The 22,076-nt window shown below is 36.0% G+C and carries 14 protein-coding genes, 4 tRNA genes and 3 rRNA genes; 5 read left to right on the top strand and 16 right to left on the bottom strand.

Going from position 1 to position 22,076, the window contains the following annotated elements:
• The first annotated feature begins 31 nt into the window (after nt 1–31).
• From PQ462_RS12325 to PQ462_RS12335, 3 genes are read left to right on the top strand one after another with little or no spacing between them, the layout of a single operon-like run.
• Entirely contained in the window at nt 32–568 is a 537-nt protein-coding gene (locus tag PQ462_RS12325) for an anti-sigma factor (RefSeq protein WP_274250122.1), read from the top strand.
• Entirely contained in the window at nt 552–1,610 is a 1,059-nt protein-coding gene (locus PQ462_RS12330) for a hypothetical protein (protein WP_274250125.1), read from the top strand. Before PQ462_RS12325 ends, PQ462_RS12330 begins: the two co-directional genes overlap by 17 nt.
• Before the next feature lie 20 nt (nt 1,611–1,630).
• The gene (locus PQ462_RS12335) at nt 1,631–2,353 is read left to right on the top strand and encodes a head GIN domain-containing protein (RefSeq protein WP_274250127.1); all 723 of its coding nucleotides are present in this window, start codon (nt 1,631–1,633) and stop codon (nt 2,351–2,353) included.
• A gap of 93 nt (nt 2,354–2,446) precedes the next feature.
• Here the strand turns inward: PQ462_RS12335 and PQ462_RS12340 are convergent, their stop codons facing one another.
• The 6 genes from PQ462_RS12340 to PQ462_RS12365 form a co-directional block, all read right to left on the bottom strand.
• Nucleotides 2,447–3,766 (bottom strand): MFS transporter, encoded by a 1,320-nt coding sequence (locus tag PQ462_RS12340; RefSeq protein WP_274250129.1) that lies wholly within the window; start codon nt 3,764–3,766, stop codon nt 2,447–2,449.
• A 160-nt stretch (nt 3,767–3,926) separates the two neighbouring features.
• On the bottom strand, nt 3,927–4,736 hold the full coding sequence (locus PQ462_RS12345; protein ID WP_274250131.1) for a M48 family metallopeptidase: 810 nt from the start codon (nt 4,734–4,736) through the stop codon (nt 3,927–3,929).
• An 83-nt stretch (nt 4,737–4,819) separates the two neighbouring features.
• Nucleotides 4,820–7,219: a glycoside hydrolase family 31 protein gene (locus PQ462_RS12350; RefSeq protein ID WP_274250133.1), complete on the bottom strand. Its 2,400-nt coding sequence runs from the start codon at nt 7,217–7,219 to the stop codon at nt 4,820–4,822.
• A gap of 203 nt (nt 7,220–7,422) precedes the next feature.
• Nucleotides 7,423–9,327: a 1,4-alpha-glucan branching protein GlgB gene (gene glgB, locus PQ462_RS12355; protein WP_274250135.1), complete on the bottom strand. Its 1,905-nt coding sequence runs from the start codon at nt 9,325–9,327 to the stop codon at nt 7,423–7,425.
• A gap of 101 nt (nt 9,328–9,428) precedes the next feature.
• On the bottom strand, nt 9,429–10,709 hold the full coding sequence (locus tag PQ462_RS12360) for a glucose-1-phosphate adenylyltransferase (protein ID WP_274250137.1): 1,281 nt from the start codon (nt 10,707–10,709) through the stop codon (nt 9,429–9,431).
• Nucleotides 10,710–10,711: 2 nt separating this feature from the next.
• Nucleotides 10,712–12,127: a glycogen synthase gene (locus PQ462_RS12365; protein WP_274250139.1), complete on the bottom strand. Its 1,416-nt coding sequence runs from the start codon at nt 12,125–12,127 to the stop codon at nt 10,712–10,714.
• 114 nt (nt 12,128–12,241) lie between these two features.
• Here PQ462_RS12365 and PQ462_RS12370 point away from each other — a divergent pair, with 114 nt between their 5' ends.
• On the top strand, nt 12,242–13,108 hold the full coding sequence (locus tag PQ462_RS12370; protein WP_274250142.1) for an alpha/beta hydrolase: 867 nt from the start codon (nt 12,242–12,244) through the stop codon (nt 13,106–13,108).
• Nucleotides 13,109–13,153: 45 nt separating this feature from the next.
• The gene (locus PQ462_RS12375) at nt 13,154–13,804 is read left to right on the top strand and encodes an endonuclease III domain-containing protein (RefSeq protein ID WP_274250144.1); all 651 of its coding nucleotides are present in this window, start codon (nt 13,154–13,156) and stop codon (nt 13,802–13,804) included.
• A 1-nt stretch (nt 13,805) separates the two neighbouring features.
• Here the strand turns inward: PQ462_RS12375 and PQ462_RS12380 are convergent, their stop codons facing one another.
• The 10 genes from PQ462_RS12380 to PQ462_RS12425 all read right to left on the bottom strand — a co-directional run bounded on the left by PQ462_RS12380 (nt 13,806) and on the right by PQ462_RS12425 (nt 22,043).
• Nucleotides 13,806–14,240 (bottom strand): nuclear transport factor 2 family protein, encoded by a 435-nt coding sequence (locus tag PQ462_RS12380; protein WP_274250146.1) that lies wholly within the window; start codon nt 14,238–14,240, stop codon nt 13,806–13,808.
• A 14-nt stretch (nt 14,241–14,254) separates the two neighbouring features.
• Nucleotides 14,255–14,707 (bottom strand): DUF1569 domain-containing protein, encoded by a 453-nt coding sequence (locus PQ462_RS12385; RefSeq protein ID WP_274250148.1) that lies wholly within the window; start codon nt 14,705–14,707, stop codon nt 14,255–14,257.
• A gap of 142 nt (nt 14,708–14,849) precedes the next feature.
• Nucleotides 14,850–14,935, bottom strand: a tRNA-Leu gene (locus tag PQ462_RS12390).
• Between the two features lie 6 nt (nt 14,936–14,941).
• Nucleotides 14,942–15,014 (bottom strand) — tRNA-Phe (locus PQ462_RS12395).
• A 70-nt stretch (nt 15,015–15,084) separates the two neighbouring features.
• Nucleotides 15,085–15,194: ribosomal RNA gene (gene rrf / locus PQ462_RS12400) — 5S ribosomal RNA — on the bottom strand.
• A 175-nt stretch (nt 15,195–15,369) separates the two neighbouring features.
• Nucleotides 15,370–18,253, bottom strand: a 23S ribosomal RNA gene (locus PQ462_RS12405).
• Between the two features lie 195 nt (nt 18,254–18,448).
• Nucleotides 18,449–18,522 (bottom strand) — tRNA-Ala (locus PQ462_RS12410).
• Between the two features lie 140 nt (nt 18,523–18,662).
• Nucleotides 18,663–18,736, bottom strand: a tRNA-Ile gene (locus tag PQ462_RS12415).
• A gap of 126 nt (nt 18,737–18,862) precedes the next feature.
• Nucleotides 18,863–20,376 (bottom strand): 16S ribosomal RNA (locus PQ462_RS12420).
• Together the 16S, 23S and 5S rRNA genes with 4 tRNA genes alongside form the textbook arrangement of a ribosomal RNA operon.
• Before the next feature lie 983 nt (nt 20,377–21,359).
• Complete coding sequence (locus PQ462_RS12425; protein WP_274250150.1) at nt 21,360–22,043, bottom strand: DUF4294 domain-containing protein; 684 nt, start codon at nt 22,041–22,043, stop codon at nt 21,360–21,362.
• Nucleotides 22,044–22,076: the final 33 nt, after the last annotated feature.

Below are 22,076 nucleotides of genomic sequence, written 5' to 3' on the forward strand. Positions count from 1 at the left end.
AGCAACACTTCTAAAAATAAATTTTGGATATATGAAAAAGGAAAATAACGAATTAGATCAATTATTTAACAAGTTTGAAAATCAATGGGATATTCATGAAATGAATCCGGATCATCAAATTGATTTCTTAAACAAGTTGAACAAAACAACATCAAGAAAAAAGAATTACGCCGGCTGGGCCATTGCCGCAACGATTGCATTGCTTTTAGGGGTATCGGTGCTTTACAATAATAATGAAAAGCCAAAGCAATTCAAATTTGCTTCAAAAGAAACCAAACGTACGGATTCTATCTTTAATATTTTGATTGAAAATGAGCTGGTTAAATTAAAAGAAAAAAATTCTCCCGAAAATGAACAAATCATAAACGACGCCTTAAAGCAAATGAAAGTTTTTGACGCCGATTATGAAAAAATCTTAAAAGAGGTTCAAAAAAATGGAGAAAACAAACAAATTATTTACGCTATGATAAGCAATCTGCAAACTAGAATTTCTTTTTTACAGACCGTATTACAGCGAATTGAAGAAAACGAAAATCTAAAAAACACAACTCATGAAAAAACATTATAACATATTAATCTTATTGCTTTTGATTCCTTTTTTAGGATTCTCAAACGATGACAGTTACATCTCTAAACAAAAAACAATTAAAAAAACATACATAGTAAATTCTAATGCCGGAATTGATATCGACAACAAATACGGCAATATTACTGTCAATACGTGGGATGAAGATAAAATTGATCTGGATATTGTAATTAAAGTAAACGGCCCCAATGAAAACTGGGTAAACGAAAAACTCAACAGCATCGATGTAAATATTACGGCTCTAAAAAGCCTTGTAACAGCCGTAACTTCAATTGGTAATTCGAGTTTAAAAAGCAAAGGAAGCAACAATAGTTTTGAAATTAATTATATAATTAAAATTCCAAAAAACGGTGGTATTAAACTAGTAAATAAGTACGGAAATATTTCTGTTCCAAACGCTGAAGCTTCAACAGATATAAACTGTAAATACGGTAAAGTCACTCTTGGAAAACTTAACGGATCTAACAATCAGGTTGAAATTGCCTATTGTCAAAACTCTACTATAGATTATATACAATCTGGAAATATCGACGCCAGGTATTCTGGTCTTAAAATTAATGATTCTGGAAATATAAATCTGGATGCAAACTACACAGATGTAAATTTGAATGATGGCCAAAACATTAAATACAACTGTAATTACGGAACATTTAAGTTTCAAAAAATAAACTCATTAAACGGTTCAGGAAATTATTTAACGGTTAATATAGGCGAAATATCGAGCAATTTATCTTTTGATACCAATTACAGCAAAATCAATATTGATAATATGAATGAAAAAGCAGGAAATGTAACCATCAATTCTGGATATACTGACGTTTCTATTGGATATGCCGCTAATTATGCTTTCGATTTTGATATTTCCGGAAGATATACCAATATCAAACATGATAATTCTTTAGATATTTCAGTTTCTGAAGTAAAAAGCAACAACAAAAGAATAAGTGGTTTCTATAAGAAAAAAGGACAAAACAAAGTCAATATTACTTCGGTTTATGGAAATATTTCACTGGCAAAAAATTAATCATCTAAAAAATCAAAACAATGAAAAAATCAATTTTACTCTTAGCACTAAGTGCATGTTTTATTACAGCAAAGTCTAATGCACAAACCAAAATAAACGGAAACGGAAACGTTGTAACGCAAACCAGAACAACCGGAGATTATGACGGTGTTAGAATTGCAGGTTTCTTTGATGTTGATTTAGTTTCTGGAAAAGAAGGAAAAATTATTATCAAAGGAGAAGAAAATCTGCTTCAGGCAATTAAAGTAAAAGTTGAAGGAAACGAATTAAAAGTTTATGTTGAAAAAGGAACTCAAATTCGTACCAGTTCTGGAAAAAAAATCGAAATAACGGTTCCTTTTGAAAAGATTTCAGCGGTTACTTTATCAGGTTCAGGCGATGTTAGGACTAAAAACAAAATTAACAGCGATGCTTTTTCTGCTAAGTTATCAGGATCAGGAAATTTTGATTTAGATGTGGATTCTAACAATTTTGATCTGACTCTAAGCGGTTCAGGCGATATTGTTTTAAAAGGAAAAACAGATTCTTTTACCAGCAAAATATCAGGTTCCGGTAATGTAAATGCTTCTAATTTAAAATCAAAAACGGCAGACGTAACAGTTTCTGGTTCTGGAAATAGTGTAGTAAGCTGTGAAACAAGTTTAACAGGAAGAGTTTCCGGTTCTGGAAATATTAAATATTTAGGAAGTCCAGAGAAACGTGATGTAAAAGTTTCAGGCTCTGGAAAAATTTATAAAGGTTGATTATTTAAATAAAATATCACGAATTACAAAAAAATCATCAATCAAATAATTTCGTGTAATTCGTGATATTGGTTGTTACTAAAGACGTTTCGATTAGTTTGAAACGTCTTTTTTATGTACTCTTCTTAAAAGGAAAATAGCTGTAACGAAGAATATCCCTAAAATTACAATTGCTGCACGCGGACTTCCTGTAATTTGATCGATAATTCCGTAAACACACATTCCAATTACAATTCCTATTTTTTCTGCAACATCATAAAAACTAAAGAATGATGCTGTGTCTTCTGTTTCCGGTAATAGTTTTGAATATGTTGATCGTGATAATGCCTGAATTCCTCCCATTACGAATCCTGCAATTGTTGCCATAACATAAAAGTGCATTGGCAGCGTAATAAAAAATGCAAGAGCACAAAATACGGCCCAGATTGCATTAATGAATATTAAAGTTGGAACGTTGCCAAATTTTTCTGAAGCTCTTGAAGTTAGAACTGCCCCAACTACGGCTACCAATTGAATTATTAAAATACACACAATTAAACCAATAGTGCTTTCTTCTTTAGAGGACCATTGTATTTCCTGTGCACCAAAATAAGTAGCAACCAGCATTACAGTCTGAACAGCCATGCTGGAAACAAAGAAACCTCCTAAATAACGTTTTAAAGGAATATTCTGTTTCAATAACGCCCAAACCTTTTTTAATTCTTTAAAGCCGTTAAATACAACAGATCTTGTTAGTTTTTGCCCCGTTTCTTTACTCCCTTTTGGTAAATAGTAATAAGTATACTGGCTGAATAAAATCCACCAAACTCCTACCATTACAAAAGAATAACGCATTGCTTTCATCGCTGCACCATCTCCCGTAATATTAAATACTTCCGGTTTCATTATCATTGCTAAATTGATTATCAATAAAATAACACTTCCAATATAACCCAAAGAGTATCCTTTTGCACTAATTCTGTCTTGCTGCTCTTCAAATGCAATATCCGGAAGGTATGAGTTGTAGAAAACTAAACTTCCCCAATAGCCCAGAAGTCCAAGAAAATAAAATAATAGTCCAACATAAATATTACCTAAATCAAACCAGTATAATCCCATACAAGATAAAGCACCTACATAGCAGAAAAACTTCATGAAAGATTTCTTGTTTCCAACATAATCAGCAATACCAGACAATAAAGGCGAAATAAATGAAACCACCATAAAAGCAAAAGCGGTTATAAAACTTATTAAAGCTGAATTTTTAAGGTGCATTCCAAAAACATCTATATAATGATCGCGATCGCTGAATAAGGCTTCATAAAAGATTGGAAATACTGCAGATGCAATTGTTAAAGTATAAACTGAATTTGCCCAGTCATAAAATGCCCAGGCATTTAAAAGTTTCTTATCTCCTTTTTGTAGGTTTTTCATAGAAATGATTTTGTTAACAGGCTACGAATTTATCTATTTTTTATGATAAACAAATAGAAATTATTCAATTCGTACATTATTAAATTATGAACTTCAACTAAATAAAAAAAGCCATTCAAAATTGAACGGCTTTTAAAATCATACTTTTTGTATGTAATCTTTATTTTATAGTACCAACTTTAAGGGCTATGGCTTTTGCCTCAGGTATTAAAGCTTTAATATTAGCAATTCTTGTAGCATCAGAAGGGTGTGTGCTCATAAACTCTGGTGTGCCTGATCCTCCAGATTTAGCCGACATTCTGCTCCAGAAAGCTACGGCATCTTCTGGATTATATCCTGCGATTGCCATTAATGTTAAACCAATTTTATCTGCTTCACTTTCGTTGCTTCTGCTAAATGGGAGCATTACTCCTACTTCGGTTCCCATACCATAAGCTTGAGAAAATATTTCTCTTGTCTGGGCAGATTTATTAGTTGTTGCAGCATCTAAAACTGCTCCTCCAATTTGCTGCAATTGTGCAGCACTCATTCTCTGTGCTCCATGATTGGCCAATGCGTGTGATACTTCGTGTCCCATTACGGTTGCTAAACCAGATTCATCCTGCGTAACCGGCAGAATTCCAGAATATACTACAATTTTTCCTCCGGGTAAACACCATGCATTTACTTCTTTATTATCGACTAATTTATATTCCCATCTATAATCCTTCAAATATTGTGACTGACCTAAATAGGTTAAATATTTTTCAGCAGCAGCTTTAATTTTAGAACCCACTAATTCTACTCTTTTTGCATCTGCTGTTCCTGTTATCACTTTATTCTCAGACAAAAAAGTGCTGTATTGCTGGAATGAAGTTGGAAACAATTCGCTATTTGAAACAAAATTTAAGTTTTGTTTACCTGTAATTGGGTTTGTAGCACAAGCCATTACAAGTGCTCCAAAAACTCCTAGAAACAAATATTTTTTCATAATTCAAGCTATTTTCAAACAAAAATACAATTATTAAAAATTAATATTTTATACAATTAATCAAAAAAATAACAGAATTTTACTTACTCTCCTACAATATGAAGTTCATTAAACTCTTTATCAACAATTAAGAAATTATTTAATTCGAAACTAACTTTATCAAACTCAATTTTTTCATTATCAATTTCTATTCCTGTAACTTTAAATGGCAGTCCAATAAGATTGATCTTGTATTTCGTGTACGGAGTTGTATATTTTCCTTCTTTGTGAAGCTGGATAATAAGTTCTTTTTCTTTTCCAATATTTCGTAACGATAAATAGCTGTAACGTCCTTTTTTATAATCGTAACCGTCTTGAGCATCTTCATAAACAGCTGACTGTTCTTTACCATTTTTGTAGTAAACATCAAGAGTTAATTCATCAAATTCAAGTTCGCCCACATATTGCTGCACGGGATATTTTGGAATAATTGCTCCCGCTTTTACAAAAACCGGAATTTCATCAAATTTGGTATCAATCCAGATTTCTCTTCCGCCAATAAAAAGTTCATTTGTCCAGTAATTATACCACTCGCCTCTAGGTATATACATACGTCTGCCTACAGCATTAGGTTCAAGTATTGGACATACTAAAATTTGGTTTCCAAAAATAAATTCATCGTTTCTGTAGTGCGTTTGTGTATCGTCCTGATCGTAATAAACAAGCGGTTTTAGCATTGGAACTCCTTCTTCAATATACTGCCAGAACATGGTATATAAATAAGGTAATAATTGATAACGAAGGCTGACAAATTTTCTGGTAATAGTAATTACTTCTTCATCAAAAGCCCACGGTTCCTGATTTCCATGATCTCCGGATGAATGTGTTCTGCAAAATGGATGGAAAACCCCAAGCTGAATCCAGCGTGCATACAATTCTCCCGTTGGCTGTTCTGCAAATCCTCCTATATCAGAACCAGTAAATCCCATTCCCGAAATTGACATTCTCTGCACCTGAATATTAGCAATCCATAAATGTTCCCAGGTTGCTACGTTGTCACCTGTCCATGATGATGTATAGCGCTGTGCGCCAGAATATGCCGATCTTGTAATTACAAACGGACGTTTTGGATAAGTAAAACGTTTTACACCATGATAGGTGGCCCTTGCCATTTGTGTTCCATAAATATTATGTGCTTTTCTGTGGCTGCAAGGATTTCCATCGTAGAAGTGGCGGACATCCATTGGAAATGTTTTATTTGGAACTTCCATTACGGCAGGTTCATTCATATCATTCCAAACTCCTTTTACGCCTATTTCCGAAACTAATTCTTTAAATAATCCAGCCCACCATTCTCTAACAGAGGGGTTTGTATAATCTGGAAAGTTACATTCGCCCGGCCATACTTTACCTTTCATATAAGGTCCGTCGGCTCTTTTGCAGAAATAATCTTTTTCTAAAGCTTCTTTATAAACCCAGTAATCTTTATCAATTTTAATTCCCGGATCTATAATTACAACTGTTTTAAAACCATCTTCAGCTAATTCAGTGACCATTTTTTTGGGGTCTGGAAAATAGTTTTTATTCCATGTAAAACATCTAAAACCATCCATGTAATCAATATCCAGATAAATAGCATCGCAGGGAATTTTAAGTTCTCTAAATTTTGAAGTAATCTCTTTTACTTTACTTTCAGGATAATAACTCCATTTGCATTGGTGATAACCCAAAACCCAAAGCGGCGGTAATTCTGGTTTTCCAGTTAAATCAGTGTAAGTTGTTACAACATCCTGCATTTGAGGCCCGTAAATGAAATAATAATTCATTTCGCCGCCTTCTGCCCAAAAGCTTGTTATATTTCTTCTTTCCTGACAAAAGTCAAAGAAAGTCCTAAATGTATTGTCAAAAAATATTCCGTAAGATTGTTTGTTATGCAGACCAATATAAAATGGAACTACTTTATATAAAGGTTCCTGATCTTTTTGGTAAGCATATTGATCTGTTGCAAAATTCTCAACTCTTTTGCCTTTGAGGTTCATTTGAGTTGCTTTATCCCCAAGACCATAATAACATTCACCGTCTTTAGAAAATTTACTCATTTTTACGATATTCCCGCCATATTCGTAGCTTTCTTCCCAATGAAAACCTAGTTCGTCTTCAAGAATTAGAAAATCATTTAAATCGTAAATTGAAAGGCGTAAATCTGCTTTTTGAATTTTACATTTTACTTTACTGGTTCTTATTTCAAAATAAGTTTCCTGCTCTGTAAGTTCCAGAAAATTATAACCATGAAGCTGGGTTTTATCAATTGCATACGAAAAATCGTTGCTGAAATACCCTTTTGTAGTAAATCGAAATCGAATTAAACTGTCCCTGAGAATAGTGACTTTTAAGATTACTTTGTTATCTGTATTAAAAAAAATCGAATCGCCTTCATGTTCATAAGAAACGATTTTAGATGGATATAAATCGCCTTTATATTCTAATGATGTGTTTGTAATCATATCGCCAATGAATTAATTATAACAATAATCTCTATTTCAAACATACGAAAAAAGTTAGTAAAGCACTATGAATAAAAGGTTTATTCACGAAAACGTTTTTTCTGGCTGAGAATTAAATTACAGCTCAAAAAATCGAAATATCGATAATTTATAATCGATAAAATGACAAAAAAGCACTTCTAAAAATAATTGTAAGATTTTTTCTAACTGAAAGAATATACCGTTACACTTAATGGCGGTAAAATTAATTCGGCCGAAAATTCCCTGCCGTCATACGGAATTGATTCGATTTTTAGAGATTTTCCATTTACTATACCGCTTCCTCCATAAATAGAAGCATCACTATTAAAAATTTCTTCTAATTTTCCTTTTTTAGGAATTCCAATTCTATAATTTTCTCGTATTACCTGCGTGAAATTACAAACTACAACCACATTTTCATCTGGATTATTTCCTTTTCGGATATAAGATAAAACCGCATTTTGATGATCTGAATAATTTATCCATTCAAAACCATCTCCTGTAAATTGCTTTTCATACAATGCAGGTTGAGTTTTATATAGTTGGTTTAAATCTGTAATTAATCTCTTTATTCCAGAATGAAAATCATATTGCAGTAAATGCCAGTCTAAACTTTGCTCAAAATTCCATTCGCCGGTTTGACCAAATTCTGCCCCCATAAACAATAATTTAGTTCCGGGATGCGTAAACATATAGCCATATAATAATCTCAAATTAGCAAATCGCTGCCATTCGTCGCCCGGCATTTTATAAATTAGAGATTGTTTGCCGTAAACAACTTCGTCATGAGAAAACGGAAGCATAAAGTTTTCGGTAAAAGCGTAGGTCATCGAAAACGTCAAATCGTTTTGATGGTATTTTCTATAAACCGTTTCTTTTTGAAAATATTTTAAAGTATCGTGCATCCAGCCCATCATCCATTTCATTCCAAAACCTAAACCTCCGGTAAAGGTTGGTCTGGAAACCATAGGAAATGAAGTGCTTTCTTCTGCAATAGTCTGAACTCCATTAAAATTAGCATAAATAACTTCATTAAATTCTTTAAGAAAACTTATACTGTCTAAATTCTCTCTCCCCCCAAAAATATTGGCTTCCCACTCGCCTTCTTTTCTAGAATAATCAAGATACAACATAGAGGCCACAGCATCTACTCTTAATCCGTCTACATGATAATTTTGAAGCCAGAAAACAGCATTGCTGATTAAAAAAGCACGGACTTCATTTCTTCCATAATTAAAAACCAAGCTTTTCCAATCCGGATGATAGCCTTTTCTTCTATCGGGATGTTCATATAAATGAGAACCGTCAAAATAACCTAAACCATGCGCATCATCTGGAAAATGTGACGGAACCCAGTCCAGAATCACTCCAATTCCTTCCTGATGCAGCCTGTCAACCAAAACCATAAAGTCCTGAGGTTTCCCAAAACGCGAAGTCGGCGCAAAATATCCTGTTAACTGATAACCCCATGAAGGATCATAAGGGTATTCCATAATCGGCATAAATTCTACATGTGTAAAACCGGTTTCTTTAACGTATTTTACCAGATCATCTGCCAATTCTAAATAACTTAAAAACCTGTTATGATCTGCTCGTTTCCAAGAACCTAAATGAACTTCATAAACAGAATACGGTTTATTTAAAGCGTTATGCTGCTGGCGGTTCTGCATCCAGTTTTCATCTTTCCATTTATAGTCTAAATCCCAGACGACAGAAGCCGTATGCGGTGGTTTTTCGCAGAAAAGGGCGAAAGGATCTGCTTTTTCAGTAATTACACCATTTATACTCGATTGAATTTTATATTTATAAAGAGCTCCTTTTGAAATATCGGGAATAAATCCTTCCCAAATTCCAGAAGAATCCCAGCGAACATTTAAATTGTGTTCACCATCTGTCCAGTAATTAAAATCGCCAACAACCGAAACCGACTGTGCCGTGGGAGCCCAAACGGCAAAATAAACGCCTTTTACTCCATTAACTTCAATTAAATGTGCTCCTAATTTTTCATATAATTTGAAGTGTTTTCCCGCTTTGAATAAATCTATATCAAAATCGGTAAATAGAGAATGTACGATTACTTTAGTCATGTTTGGTTTTTAAGGCAAAAATTGATATTGATATTGATATTGATATTGATATTGATATTGATATTGATATTGATATTGATATTGATATTGAAATTTAAAAATTATTCAATTCTAAAGTTATCTGATAAAGTAACTCCTTTTTTAATTACAACAATTCCGTCTTTAATACTGTATAATTCATTTGTAAAATTATCTAAATGCTTTCCGCCGCTAATGTGAACATTGTTCCCAATACGCACATTTTTATCTATCAGTGCATTTTTAATAAAACAATTTTCACCAATACCAACATGAGTTTTGTTAATACTGCTGTCATGATTCAATTCGTCTAAATCCTGATAAAAATCGTTCCCCATTACATAACAATTTTCAAGCACTGTTCCTTCTCCAATTCTTGAACGAATTCCAATTACTGAACTTTTTATTTCTTTTGCATTTATAATGCATCCTTCAGAAATCAAAGATTGATTGATAATGGAGTTTCTAAATTTAGAAGGCGGTAATAATCTTGGTCGTGTAAAAATTTTATTTTCGTTATCAAATAAATTAAATTCAGGAATATCTGCAGTTAAACCAATATTGGCTTCAAAAAATGATTCAATGTTTCCAATATCTGTCCAATAACCTTCATATTGATAACTTAATATTTTGTGTTTTCCAACGGCTTGCGGAATAATTTCTTTTCCAAAATCTTTTGTTTCCTGATCCGTCATTAATTCTTCTAACAGCGATTTATTGAAAATATAAATTCCCATTGAAGCAAGATATTTTTTTCCTTTTTCCTGCATTTGTTCACTTACTTCAGATTCCCATTCAGGAAGTAATGAAGCATCTGGTTTTTCTATAAAAGCATGAATATTATTTTCATGATCGGTTTTTAAAATTCCAAATTCCGGAGCATCTTTAGCATTTACAGGCAGGGTTGCAATCGAAATTTCAGCGTCAGCAGCAATATGTGCTTCCAGCATTTCGTTGAAATCCATTTGATACAGCTGATCTCCTGAAAGAATCAAGGCATGATCGAAATCGTGTTTCAAAAAATGTGACATACATTGCCTTACAGCGTCGGCAGTTCCCTGAAACCAGGTTGGATTATCAGGAGTTTGTTCTGCTGCCAAAATGTCGACAAATGACTGACTGAAAATACTAAAATTGAAAGTGTTTTTAATATGTGCATTTAAAGATGCAGAGTTAAACTGTGTCAACACAAATATTTTAAAAATATCAGAATTGATACAATTCGAAATTGGAATATCGACCAAGCGATATTTTCCTCCAATCGGAACAGCCGGTTTTGATCTTGTTTCTGTTAACGGGAATAAACGTGATCCCTGTCCTCCTCCTAAAATAATGGCAACTACATTTTTCTTTTTAAATTTCATTTTTACTGAATTATTAAGTTGTATATTTCGATATATTCTTGGCACACTCTTTCCCAGGAATGATCTGCTGCCATTCCTCGTCTTAAAACGGTATTAAAACTTATTTTATCGTCATACAATTTAACCGCACGGTTTATTGAATAACAAATATCTCCCACCGAAGCCTGATCGTGACAGATTCCGTTTCCATCATCCCCAAAATCAATAACCGTATCTCTTAATCCTCCAGTTCTCCTAACAATCGGAATCGTTCCGTATCGCATCGCATACATTTGATTAAGACCACAGGGTTCTACTCTTGAAGGCATTAAAATACAATCTGAACCTGCGTAAATCAAATGTGCTAATTCTTCGTTATAACCAATAAAAACATTGTAATTCCCTTTGTAGTCATTACGCAGCTGGGTTAACTGTGATTCTATTTCAGTATTTCCTGAGCCTAGAATTAAAATATTGATCTCTTCAAAATGCTCTGATAATGCTAGTGCAGAAGCTTGCGGGAGTAAATCACCTCCCTTTTCTTCAAACAAACGTCCTATAAAACTAAACAATGGTTTCGAAGGATCGAGTTCAAACTGTTCGCACAATTTTTCTTTATTTTTCTGTTTCCCAGTTTCAAAGTTTTCTATTGAATAATTATCTGCAATCATTTGATCTTTTAACGGATTCCAAACTTCAATATCAATTCCGTTTAAAATACCTTTTGATTTATTTCGAACAGAATTAAACAAAGACTCTAAACCATTTGCACTGTAATTAATTTCATTTAAATAACTCGGAGAAACTGTTGTTACAGCATTTGCACATTTTACACCAACAGCTAGTGAATTAATGCAATTATTCCACTCTAAAAACCCAATATGTTTTAAATCAAATTCTGGTAAATAATACAGCTTATCAAAACCAAACCATCCTTGATACAATCCATTATGAATTGTTATAACAGTTTTTACATCTTTCAGGCTTTCATATTTATAAGCAAATTGTAATAAAAATGGAATTAATCCGGTGTGATGATCGTGGCAGTTAATAATCTCAGGAACTTTATTTCGTGCAATAATCCAATCTAAAACCGCAATTTGAAAAGATAAAAATCGTTCAATATCATCTTCATAACCATAAACATTTAAACGATTAAATAATTCGTTGATTTCTATAAGATATAACTCGTAACCTAATTTATCTGAACTTTCTTTTAAAACACTAAACGGAAAATTAAAATTTCCCAATTTAACCGTTCCCCAATGTACACATTCAAAATTATTCTCTTTTCTAAATTTCGTATCATAAGCCGGAACAACAACTCTTACATCATTTCCTGCATTTTTTTGATATTTGGGTAAAGCGCCTACAACATCGGCCAAGCCGCCAACTTTAGCCATTGGATAACATTCTGCACTAATATGAAATATTTCCATTTAGAATTAATTTGTGATTATTTTTAAGAAACAATCATTAATATGCTACTTTTATGTTTTCTAAATTTAGCAAAAAAATAAGCAAGGTTCAGCTTCTAAATAAGTTTTATTGAAATGGCAAAAAAGGCAATTAATCCTACTAAATCATTAAAAATTCCACAGATAATTATAATATCTGCCAAAATTTGCGCATTTGTATCCACAAAATTGGCAACAAAATTCGCAGCAAGAATATTTACAACACCAATAAAACATAAAGTTCCCAAACGTGAGTTTGAAATGGATCGTAAAAGCATTCAAAAAAATGTTCATGTTCCCGCCATTAATAAAAGTGTTGTAACTTATCATTATGGTCAAAGTGAACGCAAAGTATTGTTGGTTCATGGATGGTCTGGCAGAGGAACACAGTTATTTAAAATAGCCGATGAACTTTTAGCAAATGGTTATTCAACAATTAGTTTTGATGCTCCGGCACATGGAAAATCACAGGGAAAAACAACGATAATGTCTGAGTTTATAGCTTCTATTCTGGAAATTGAAAAACAATTTGGGCCTTTTGAATTTGCAATTGGACATTCATTAGGCGGTATGTCGGTATTAAATGCTGTCAAAGACGGTTTAAAAGTAAATAAAGCTGTTATAATTGGAAGCGGAGATATTGTGCAGGATATTTTAGATGAATTTATTTTTAAATTAAAACTCAATAATGAATACAGCAGCCGACTGAGAATCTTTTTTGAAGATTTGTATAAACTGAAAATGGATGACTTTTCGGCTTACCGCGCTGCACAAAAAATTAAAATTCCTGTATTGGTAATACATGACAATGATGATCCTGAAGTTTCTGTTAAAGCAGGAATTCATATATATGAAAATCTGGAAAACGGCTCTTTATTTTTAACCGATGGATTAGGACACAGAAAAATACTTGGAAATCAAATTGTTATAAAAAAGATATTAGAATTCATTAAAATCAATTAACTTTATAGATAACTATTTCAATATCAACATTAAATAAAGTATAAGATGGATTTGTTTGGCGAAACTGAAAATTGGGAAACTAAATTAAAACCCATTTTAAAAAAATACAAGCACAAAAAGCATCCTTTAGATTATCAAAACACATATCAGCTTTTGGTAATGGTTGTTTTATCTGCACAGGATTCTGATGCCAATATCAACAAGATTGCTCCTGCTTTATTTGAAAAATATCCAACTTTGAAAAGTCTGTCAAAAGCTGATATTGATACTTTTATTTCTTACATAAGCAAAGTACGTAATTATCCGACTAAGGCTCAATGGCTTTTAGAAATTGCACACACCATTCAAAATCATAATGATATTCCTTTAACAATGTCTGGTTTGACCGCCTTGAAAGGAATTGGAAGAAAATCTGCCAATGTAATTTTAAGAGAAACTGAACAGCCGGCTGAAGGAATTATTGCCGATTTACATGTAATTCGTGTTGCACCTAGAATTGGAATAATAAAGGAATCTAAAGATGGTAATAAAGTCGAAAAAGACTTAATGCAGGCTTTACCAAAAAGTATTTGGTCAGAAATTGGAATGGCAATTTCATTTTTAGGTCGTGAAATCTGCAGACCAAAACCAAAGTGTGAAGAATGTCTTTTAACAGAAATCTGCTTGTATTATAACATTGTTGTACTAAAAAATTAGATTATTTTCTACGTGTATCAATCAGGTAAATAATTTTCCAGGAATCTTTTTCTTTAAATAATGTAAAAGTGTTTACTCCTGCATGACTTAATTTATCGTTTAAATAAAATTCATACGGAGCCCAAACATGAGCCATCGAACCGTCAATTTGAATATTATAACTCAAAATTTTCTCTTGAAATTTCATACTTGCAGGAATTGACGCAATTGATTTATAAAACTCTTTAGCCATTTCATTAGATAGTTTATTTCCTTTTAAAGGATTTTCACTAATAGACTGCAAGATAATTTTATCAGAACAAACCAATTTCATTTTAATAGAATCCTTTTGATGGAATCCTTCAAAAAATGTCTCGATGCATTTTTGAACTTCTTGTTTCTGAGCATTACAATAAAATCCCAAAAACATAAAAAATAAAACTAAAAAAACTCTCATAAAATAAATTTAGGTTAAACACCAAATTGAGATAAATGATGATCCAAATGTTTAGCAAACATATTATTCCATTCTTTAGAAGTTAGTTTACCAAAAGAAAGAGATTCTTTACCTTCAAATTCATTTTCCCCTAATTCTTGTGTTTTTATAATATAAGAAATCAGTCTGTTTTTTTCCAATTCAAAATTACAATCTCCTTTAATAATAAACTGTGGAGCTGTGCCAAGATTTCTTGGATAAGGTTTTTCGCTGACTACTTGTTTTTTAGCTAAAAGTTTCAACAAAAGTCTCATTAAAAGATTTGGTTTAGAATGAATATTATCATAAACCATTTCATAAGTAACATTACAATGAGCCAGCATTTGGTCAACTGACATTTTCCCCCAGAGAGGCTGAGAATCTGTTTTAAGCTGATTGATTCTACTAATAAACTGATCGCAATCTTCTTTATGAAAAACGTTTTGCATAGCTGGATTAACATTTAAGATTAAATACAGAAGTAAAAATATAAAATTTCTGATTAAAACTGTTTTACGATTTCTAATTATTTAAAATTTCAGTTTATTCCAAAAAAAAACTTCAACTAGCAAAAGCTAATTGAAGTTTTAGTACTCAGAGCGGGACTTGAACCCGCACGAACATTGCTGTTCACTGGATTTTAAGTCCAGCGTGTCTACCAATTTCACCATCCGAGCATTAAGTGGTACCTCCAGGGATCGAACCAGGGACACATGGATTTTCAGTCCATTGCTCTACCATCTGAGCTAAGGTACCTTTTTTACTTATATTTCTATAAGTAAATGTTAGAATAAAAAACCCCGTTTAATAAACAGGGTTTTCAAAAGAAAGGCGACGACATACTCTCCCACAAAACTGCAGTACCATCTGCGCAGGCGGGCTTAACTTCTCTGTTCGGGATGGGAAGAGGTGAGCCCCGCCGCAATAACCACCTTAAGGTTTTTAGTAATTAGTGCTTAGTGCATAGTAATTAGTGCTTAGACTCTTTGCTATTTACTTTTAACTAGTTACTGCTCTTGCGTCGAGCAAATATTTTAACATACTGAGATAAAGAAAAGTAAGTTTTGTTTTAGAAAGTTTCCTCCCGAGCCTTTCGGCCCGGGAAAAGGGTGTACATAAGCTTACGGATTATTAGTACTACTCGACTATGACATTACTGCCTTTACATCTATAGCCTATCAACGTGGTCATCTTCCACGATCCTTAAAAGAAATCTCATCTTGTGGTGGGTTTCGCGCTTATATGCTTTCAGCGCTTATCCCTTCCCAACGTAGCTACTCTGCGGTGCCCCTGGCGGGACAACAGATACACTAGAGGTTAGTCCAATTCGGTCCTCTCGTACTAGAATCAGATCCACTCAAATTTCTAACGCCCGCAGTAGATAGAGACCGAACTGTCTCACGACGTTCTGAACCCAGCTCGCGTGCCACTTTAATGGGCGAACAGCCCAACCCTTGGGACCTTCTCCAGCCCCAGGATGTGACGAGCCGACATCGAGGTGCCAAACCCCCCCGTCGATATGAGCTCTTGGGGGAGATCAGCCTGTTATCCCCGGCGTACCTTTTATCCTTTGAGCGATGGCCCTTCCATGCGGAACCACCGGATCACTATGCTCTACTTTCGTACCTGATCGACCTGTATGTCTCTCAGTCAAGCTCCCTTATGCCATTGCACTCTACGCACGGTTACCAAGCGTACTGAGGGAACCTTTAGAAGCCTCCGTTACTCTTTTGGAGGCGACCACCCCAGTCAAACTACCCACCAAGCACTGTCCCCCGCAGCACGGGGTTAGGCCTCAGATAAACAAAGGGTTGTATTTCAACAATGACTCCACAACGCCTGGCGACGCCGCTTCATAGTCTCCAACCTATCCTACACATCATTTATCCAAGGTCAATACTAAGCTATAGTAAAGGTGCACAGGGTCTTTTCGTCCCACTGCGGGTAAACGGCATCTTCACCGTTACTACAATTTCACCGAGCTCATGGCTGAGACAGTGTCCAGATCGTTACACCATTCGTGCAGGTCGGAACTTACCCGACAAGGAATTTCGCTACCTTAGGACCGTTATAGTTACGGCCGCCGTTTACTGGGGCTTCAATTCAATGCTTCTCCGAAGATAACATCTCCTCTTAACCTTCCAGCACCGGGCAGGTGTCAGGCCCTATACTTCATCTTACGATTTTGCAGAGCCCTGTGTTTTTGATAAACAGTCGCCTGGACCTCTTCACTGCGGCCCTGATTGCTCAGGGCGACCTTTCTCCCGAAGTTACAGGTCTATTTTGCCTAATTCCTTAGCCATGAATCTCTCGAGCACCTTAGGATTCTCTCCTCAACTACCTGTGTCGGTTTACGGTACTGGTACTAATTACCTGAAGTTTAGAGGTTTTTCTTGGAAGCCCTTAGGCGCACTATCTCTTTGTCCGAAGACTCCGAGTACTATCGTATTTCACCAGTTCCTGCGCATTTTACTACAGGACCTATAGCTAGGTACTTCAACGAACTATTCCGTCAGTTCGCGGCGCTTTCATCACTCCGTCACCCCATCACAGTAATTAGTAGTACGGGAATATTAACCCGTTGGCCATCGACTGTCCCTTTCGGGTTCGCCTTAGGACCAGACTAACCCACAGCTGATTAGCATAGCTGTGGAAACCTTAGTTTTTCGGTGTGCGGGTTTCTCGCCCGCATTATCGTTACTTATGCCTACATTTTCTTTTCTAACCAGTCCAGCCCTCCTTACGAAAAACCTTCAACCCTGTTAGAATGCTCCCCTACCACTTGCAATTACTTGCAAATCCATAGCTTCGGTAATATGCTTATGCCCGATTATTATCCATGCTCGTCCGCTCGACTAGTGAGCTGTTACGCACTCTTTAAATGAATGGCTGCTTCCAAGCCAACATCCTAGCTGTCTGGGCAGACAAACCTCGTTCTTTCAACTTAGCATATATTTGGGGACCTTAGCTGATGGTCTGGGTTCTTTCCCTCTCGGACTTGGACCTTAGCACCCAAGCCCTCACTGTTAGTGAACATTATACAGCATTCGGAGTTTGTCAGGAATTGGTAGGCGGTGAAGCCCCCGCATCCAATCAGTAGCTCTACCTCTGTATAACTTTATAACCAACGCTGCACCTAAATGCATTTCGGGGAGTACGAGCTATTTCCGAGTTTGATTGGCCTTTCACCCCTACCCACAGGTCATCCGAAGACTTTTCAACGTCAACCGGTTCGGTCCTCCACTGTGTGTTACCACAGCTTCAACCTGCCCATGGGTAGATCACACGGTTTCGCGTCTAACACTACTGACTAAAGCGCCCTATTCAGACTCGCTTTCGCTGCGGATCCATACCTGAAGTACTTATCCTTGCCAGCAGCGTTAACTCGTAGGCTCATTATGCAAAAGGCACGCCGTCACCCCACGAAAGGGCTCCGACCGCTTGTAAGCGTATGGTTTCAGGATCTATTTCACTCCGTTATTCACGGTTCTTTTCACCTTTCCCTCACGGTACTGGTTCACTATCGGTCTCTCAGGAGTATTTAGCCTTAGCGGATGGTCCCGCCGAATTCAGACAGGGTTTCACGTGCCCCGCCCTACTCAGGATACCACTATCTATTACATTTATTACCCATACGGGGCTATCACCCTCTATGGCGTCACTTTCCAGTAACTTCCGGTTCTGCATGCATAAAATGTCGTGGTCCTACAACCCCAGCACTGCCGTAACAGCACTGGTTTGGGCTAATCCGCGTTCGCTCGCCACTACTTACGGAATCACTTTTGTTTTCTTCTCCTCCGCCTACTTAGATGTTTCAGTTCAGCGGGTTTGCCCACCTATCGGTGTGCTATATCTTCAATATAGCGGGTTGCCCCATTCGGATACCTGCGGATCAATCTGTGTGTGCCAGTCCCCGCAGCTTTTCGCAGCTTATCACGTCCTTCATCGCCTCTGAGAGCCTAGGCATTCCCCATACGCCCTTATTTTGCTTATTGTACCAATCTTGTTACTTAAAACAAGACCGTTTTTTTTTGTTTTTTACAATAAAATTGTAAAAAACGCTTTCTACTTTCTTATTATTTTCTTATCTCAATATGTCAATGAACTTTATCCAGCCGAAGATCAAAAGTCAAAAGCCGCCAAGTGAATCACTTTGGACTTTATGACTTTAATCTTTATGACTAAAATCGTGGAGAATAACGGAGTCGAACCGTTGACCTCCTGCGTGCAAGGCAGGCGCTCTAGCCAGCTGAGCTAATCCCCCAATCTAATTATGAATTGTGAATTATGAATTAGGAATTATTTGTAATCCGTAATCTTTCAACTCTAGAATTTCCTTCTTTTTAAGCTTTTCAGTCTTTTTAATTAGCAATCAACAATTATTAATTGCCAATTCTTAAAAAGTAGTCCCGGGCAGACTCGAACTGCCGACCCCTACATTATCAGTGTAGTACTCTAACCAGCTGAGCTACGAGACTCTGTTTTACTTAATTTTTATCATTTTTTTTTAAATTAACAGCAAGAGTAATACAATCTAAAATTCAAAACCTTTAAATTTCATCATTTTTCCCAAGCGTGCATTACTGCTAACACCCGGGCTCTAGAAAGGAGGTGTTCCAGCCGCACCTTCCGGTACGGCTACCTTGTTACGACTTAGCCCTAGTTACCAGTTTTACCCTAGGCAGCTCCTTGCGGTCACCGACTTCAGGCACCCCCAGCTTCCATGGCTTGACGGGCGGTGTGTACAAGGCCCGGGAACGTATTCACCGGATCATGGCTGATATCCGATTACTAGCGATTCCAGCTTCACGGAGTCGAGTTGCAGACTCCGATCCGAACTGTGACCGGCTTTATAGATTCGCTCCTGGTCACCCAGTGGCTGCTCTCTGTACCGGCCATTGTAGCACGTGTGTAGCCCAAGGCGTAAGGGCCGTGATGATTTGACGTCATCCCCACCTTCCTCACAGTTTGCACTGGCAGTCTTGTTAGAGTTCCCGACACTACTCGCTGGCAACTAACAACAGGGGTTGCGCTCGTTATAGGACTTAACCTGACACCTCACGGCACGAGCTGACGACAACCATGCAGCACCTTGTAAACTGTCTTGCGAAAGATCTGTTTCCAAATCGGTCAGTCTGCATTTAAGCCTTGGTAAGGTTCCTCGCGTATCATCGAATTAAACCACATGCTCCACCGCTTGTGCGGGCCCCCGTCAATTCCTTTGAGTTTCAAACTTGCGTTCGTACTCCCCAGGTGGGATACTTATCACTTTCGCTTAGCCACTGAACTTGCGCCCAACAGCTAGTATCCATCGTTTACGGCGTGGACTACCAGGGTATCTAATCCTGTTCGCTCCCCACGCTTTCGTCCATCAGCGTCAATAAACTGGTAGTAACCTGCCTTCGCAATTGGTATTCCATGTAATATCTAAGCATTTCACCGCTACACTACATATTCTAGTTACTTCCCAGTAATTCAAGTTCAGCAGTATCAATGGCCGTTCCACCGTTGAGCGATGGGCTTTCACCACTGACTTACTAAACCGCCTACGGACCCTTTAAACCCAATGATTCCGGATAACGCTTGGATCCTCCGTATTACCGCGGCTGCTGGCACGGAGTTAGCCGATCCTTATTCTTACGATACCGTCAAGTCCCGACACGTCGGGATGTTTCTTCTCGTACAAAAGCAGTTTACAATCCATAGGACCGTCATCCTGCACGCGGCATGGCTGGTTCAGACTTGCGTCCATTGACCAATATTCCTCACTGCTGCCTCCCGTAGGAGTCTGGTCCGTGTCTCAGTACCAGTGTGGGGGATCTCCCTCTCAGGACCCCTACCCATCGTAGCCTTGGTAAGCCGTTACCTTACCAACCAGCTAATGGGACGCATGCTCATCTTTCACCGTTGTGACTTTAATTATAAAGTGATGCCACTCCATAATACTATGAGGTATTAATCCAAATTTCTCTGGGCTATCCCTCTGTGAAAGGCAGATTGCATACGCGTTACGCACCCGTGCGCCGGTCTCAAAGCCCGAAGACTTCTACCCCTCGACTTGCATGTGTTAAGCCTGCCGCTAGCGTTCATCCTGAGCCAGGATCAAACTCTTCATCGTATATTTTAATATTATATCTCGACGAATATCTATCGGTTCATTTCGAATCTTTCGATTCTATTACTCTTATTTCTTTTGTTCTAACATGTCTGTTAAAACGGCTGTCAATTCAATATGTCTACGAACGTAATTTCTTTGTCTTACCGCTTGTTTCTCAAAGCGGGTGCAAAACTAAAACTTCTTTTTGTTTCTCGCAAGAAAAATTTAAAAAAATTTGAAACTTTTTTTTCGTCTCTGTTTTTCTTCTTTTCCTGCCAGTCTCTCAATGAACTTTCCGTGTTTTGCGGGGTGCAAATGTAAAAAGCATTTTCAAATCCCACAAGCTTTTTCGAATCTTTTTTTTGAAAATTTCTTCTCTTTTAATTCGTATTGCCTGTCAGTATTTCTGTGAACGTTTTTCGCTGTTGCGGATGCAAAAGTACCACCTTTATTTACATTTACAAGCCTTTTCTTTATATAATTTCAATCTTTTTTAAAACTTTTTCTTAACTAACTCATAACAGCATCTTTACATTTTAAACTTTTTTAAATAACTGTGAGGTTTTTCTTGATTTGCATGTGGATTTCGTACTTTATGCAGGTTTGGGCTTGCCGATTTTGCGGAGTTTTCAGTCTTTAAGCCGTCTTTTTGATGTTATTTTAATCCCGAAAAGACATTGACGCTCAGTTTTCTTCTTCTTTATTCTCAAATCGTCTTTGCAAATCCAGAATTTCTTCTGAAAACTCATTCCCAGCCCCGATAGTTTTGCTTTTTTCTTTAAAAAAAAAGATTGAAACAAATAGCAGGATTTTGCTCCTTATTATATTCAAAATTCTAATCTAAAAATTCCAAAATCCAAAAACTATGGCTTCGACTACGCTCAGCCTGACAAATATTTACTCTTATATAATATAGTATACTTTTCTAATCTTATAATATGTATAAAAAAACAAACCCGACAGGTTTTAAAACCTGTCGGGTTGTACCTATATATAATAGTATATTATTTTTTATTGATCTCTTTAGCTTTTGCTTCCCAGTGCGTCATTAGACTATTATAATTTACCGGATTGGCTGAAGGCTGATTTACTAACCGTCCGGATTCAAATGCTCGGACAAGGATTGTTTCTATTAAATAATCTTCGTTAACTTCAAAAGGTTTGTATTCTGTTTTTAAACTTATATCAAATAAATTTGCTGTTGTATTTGACACAAAGGCCTTAAAACCACTTTTTAGAGTTTTTATTAACTCATAAGTAGTTTTTCCGGTTTGGCGGTGTACTAACTTTACAAGAATCTGCCCTTGTTTTCTGGAAAGCTTTTTAAGTCTGTCTTCAAATTCGTTGTTAAGATAGTCTTCTACAATTTTGAAATACTTCTTTTTTTCACGGCTCGTTTTTAATCTGGCCATTCCATTATTTAAAGCTGTTAGTCTATCTGCTGCAAGTCTTGCATACGGATATACCTTATAAACTCTCATCTGTAAAATCTGAAACTGCTTTAATTCTTCGGCACTCATCTTCTCACCTTTTGAAATAATAATTTCGGGCAATTGAATTGTATCGTTTAGAATTGAATCTTTTTCAGTTAAAATATACCCCATTTCTTGATTTTCTTTTGGAGTAACTTGGGCTTCACTAGTATATGAAATAAATAATAAAAATAAAATACAACAGGTAAATCTCATGGAGTCTTAATTTAGATGTAAAATTATATATTT

It is taken from the genome of Flavobacterium sp. KACC 22758 (assembly GCF_028736135.1).
In the GTDB taxonomy this organism is placed as follows: Bacteria; Bacteroidota; Bacteroidia; order Flavobacteriales; family Flavobacteriaceae; genus Flavobacterium; species Flavobacterium johnsoniae.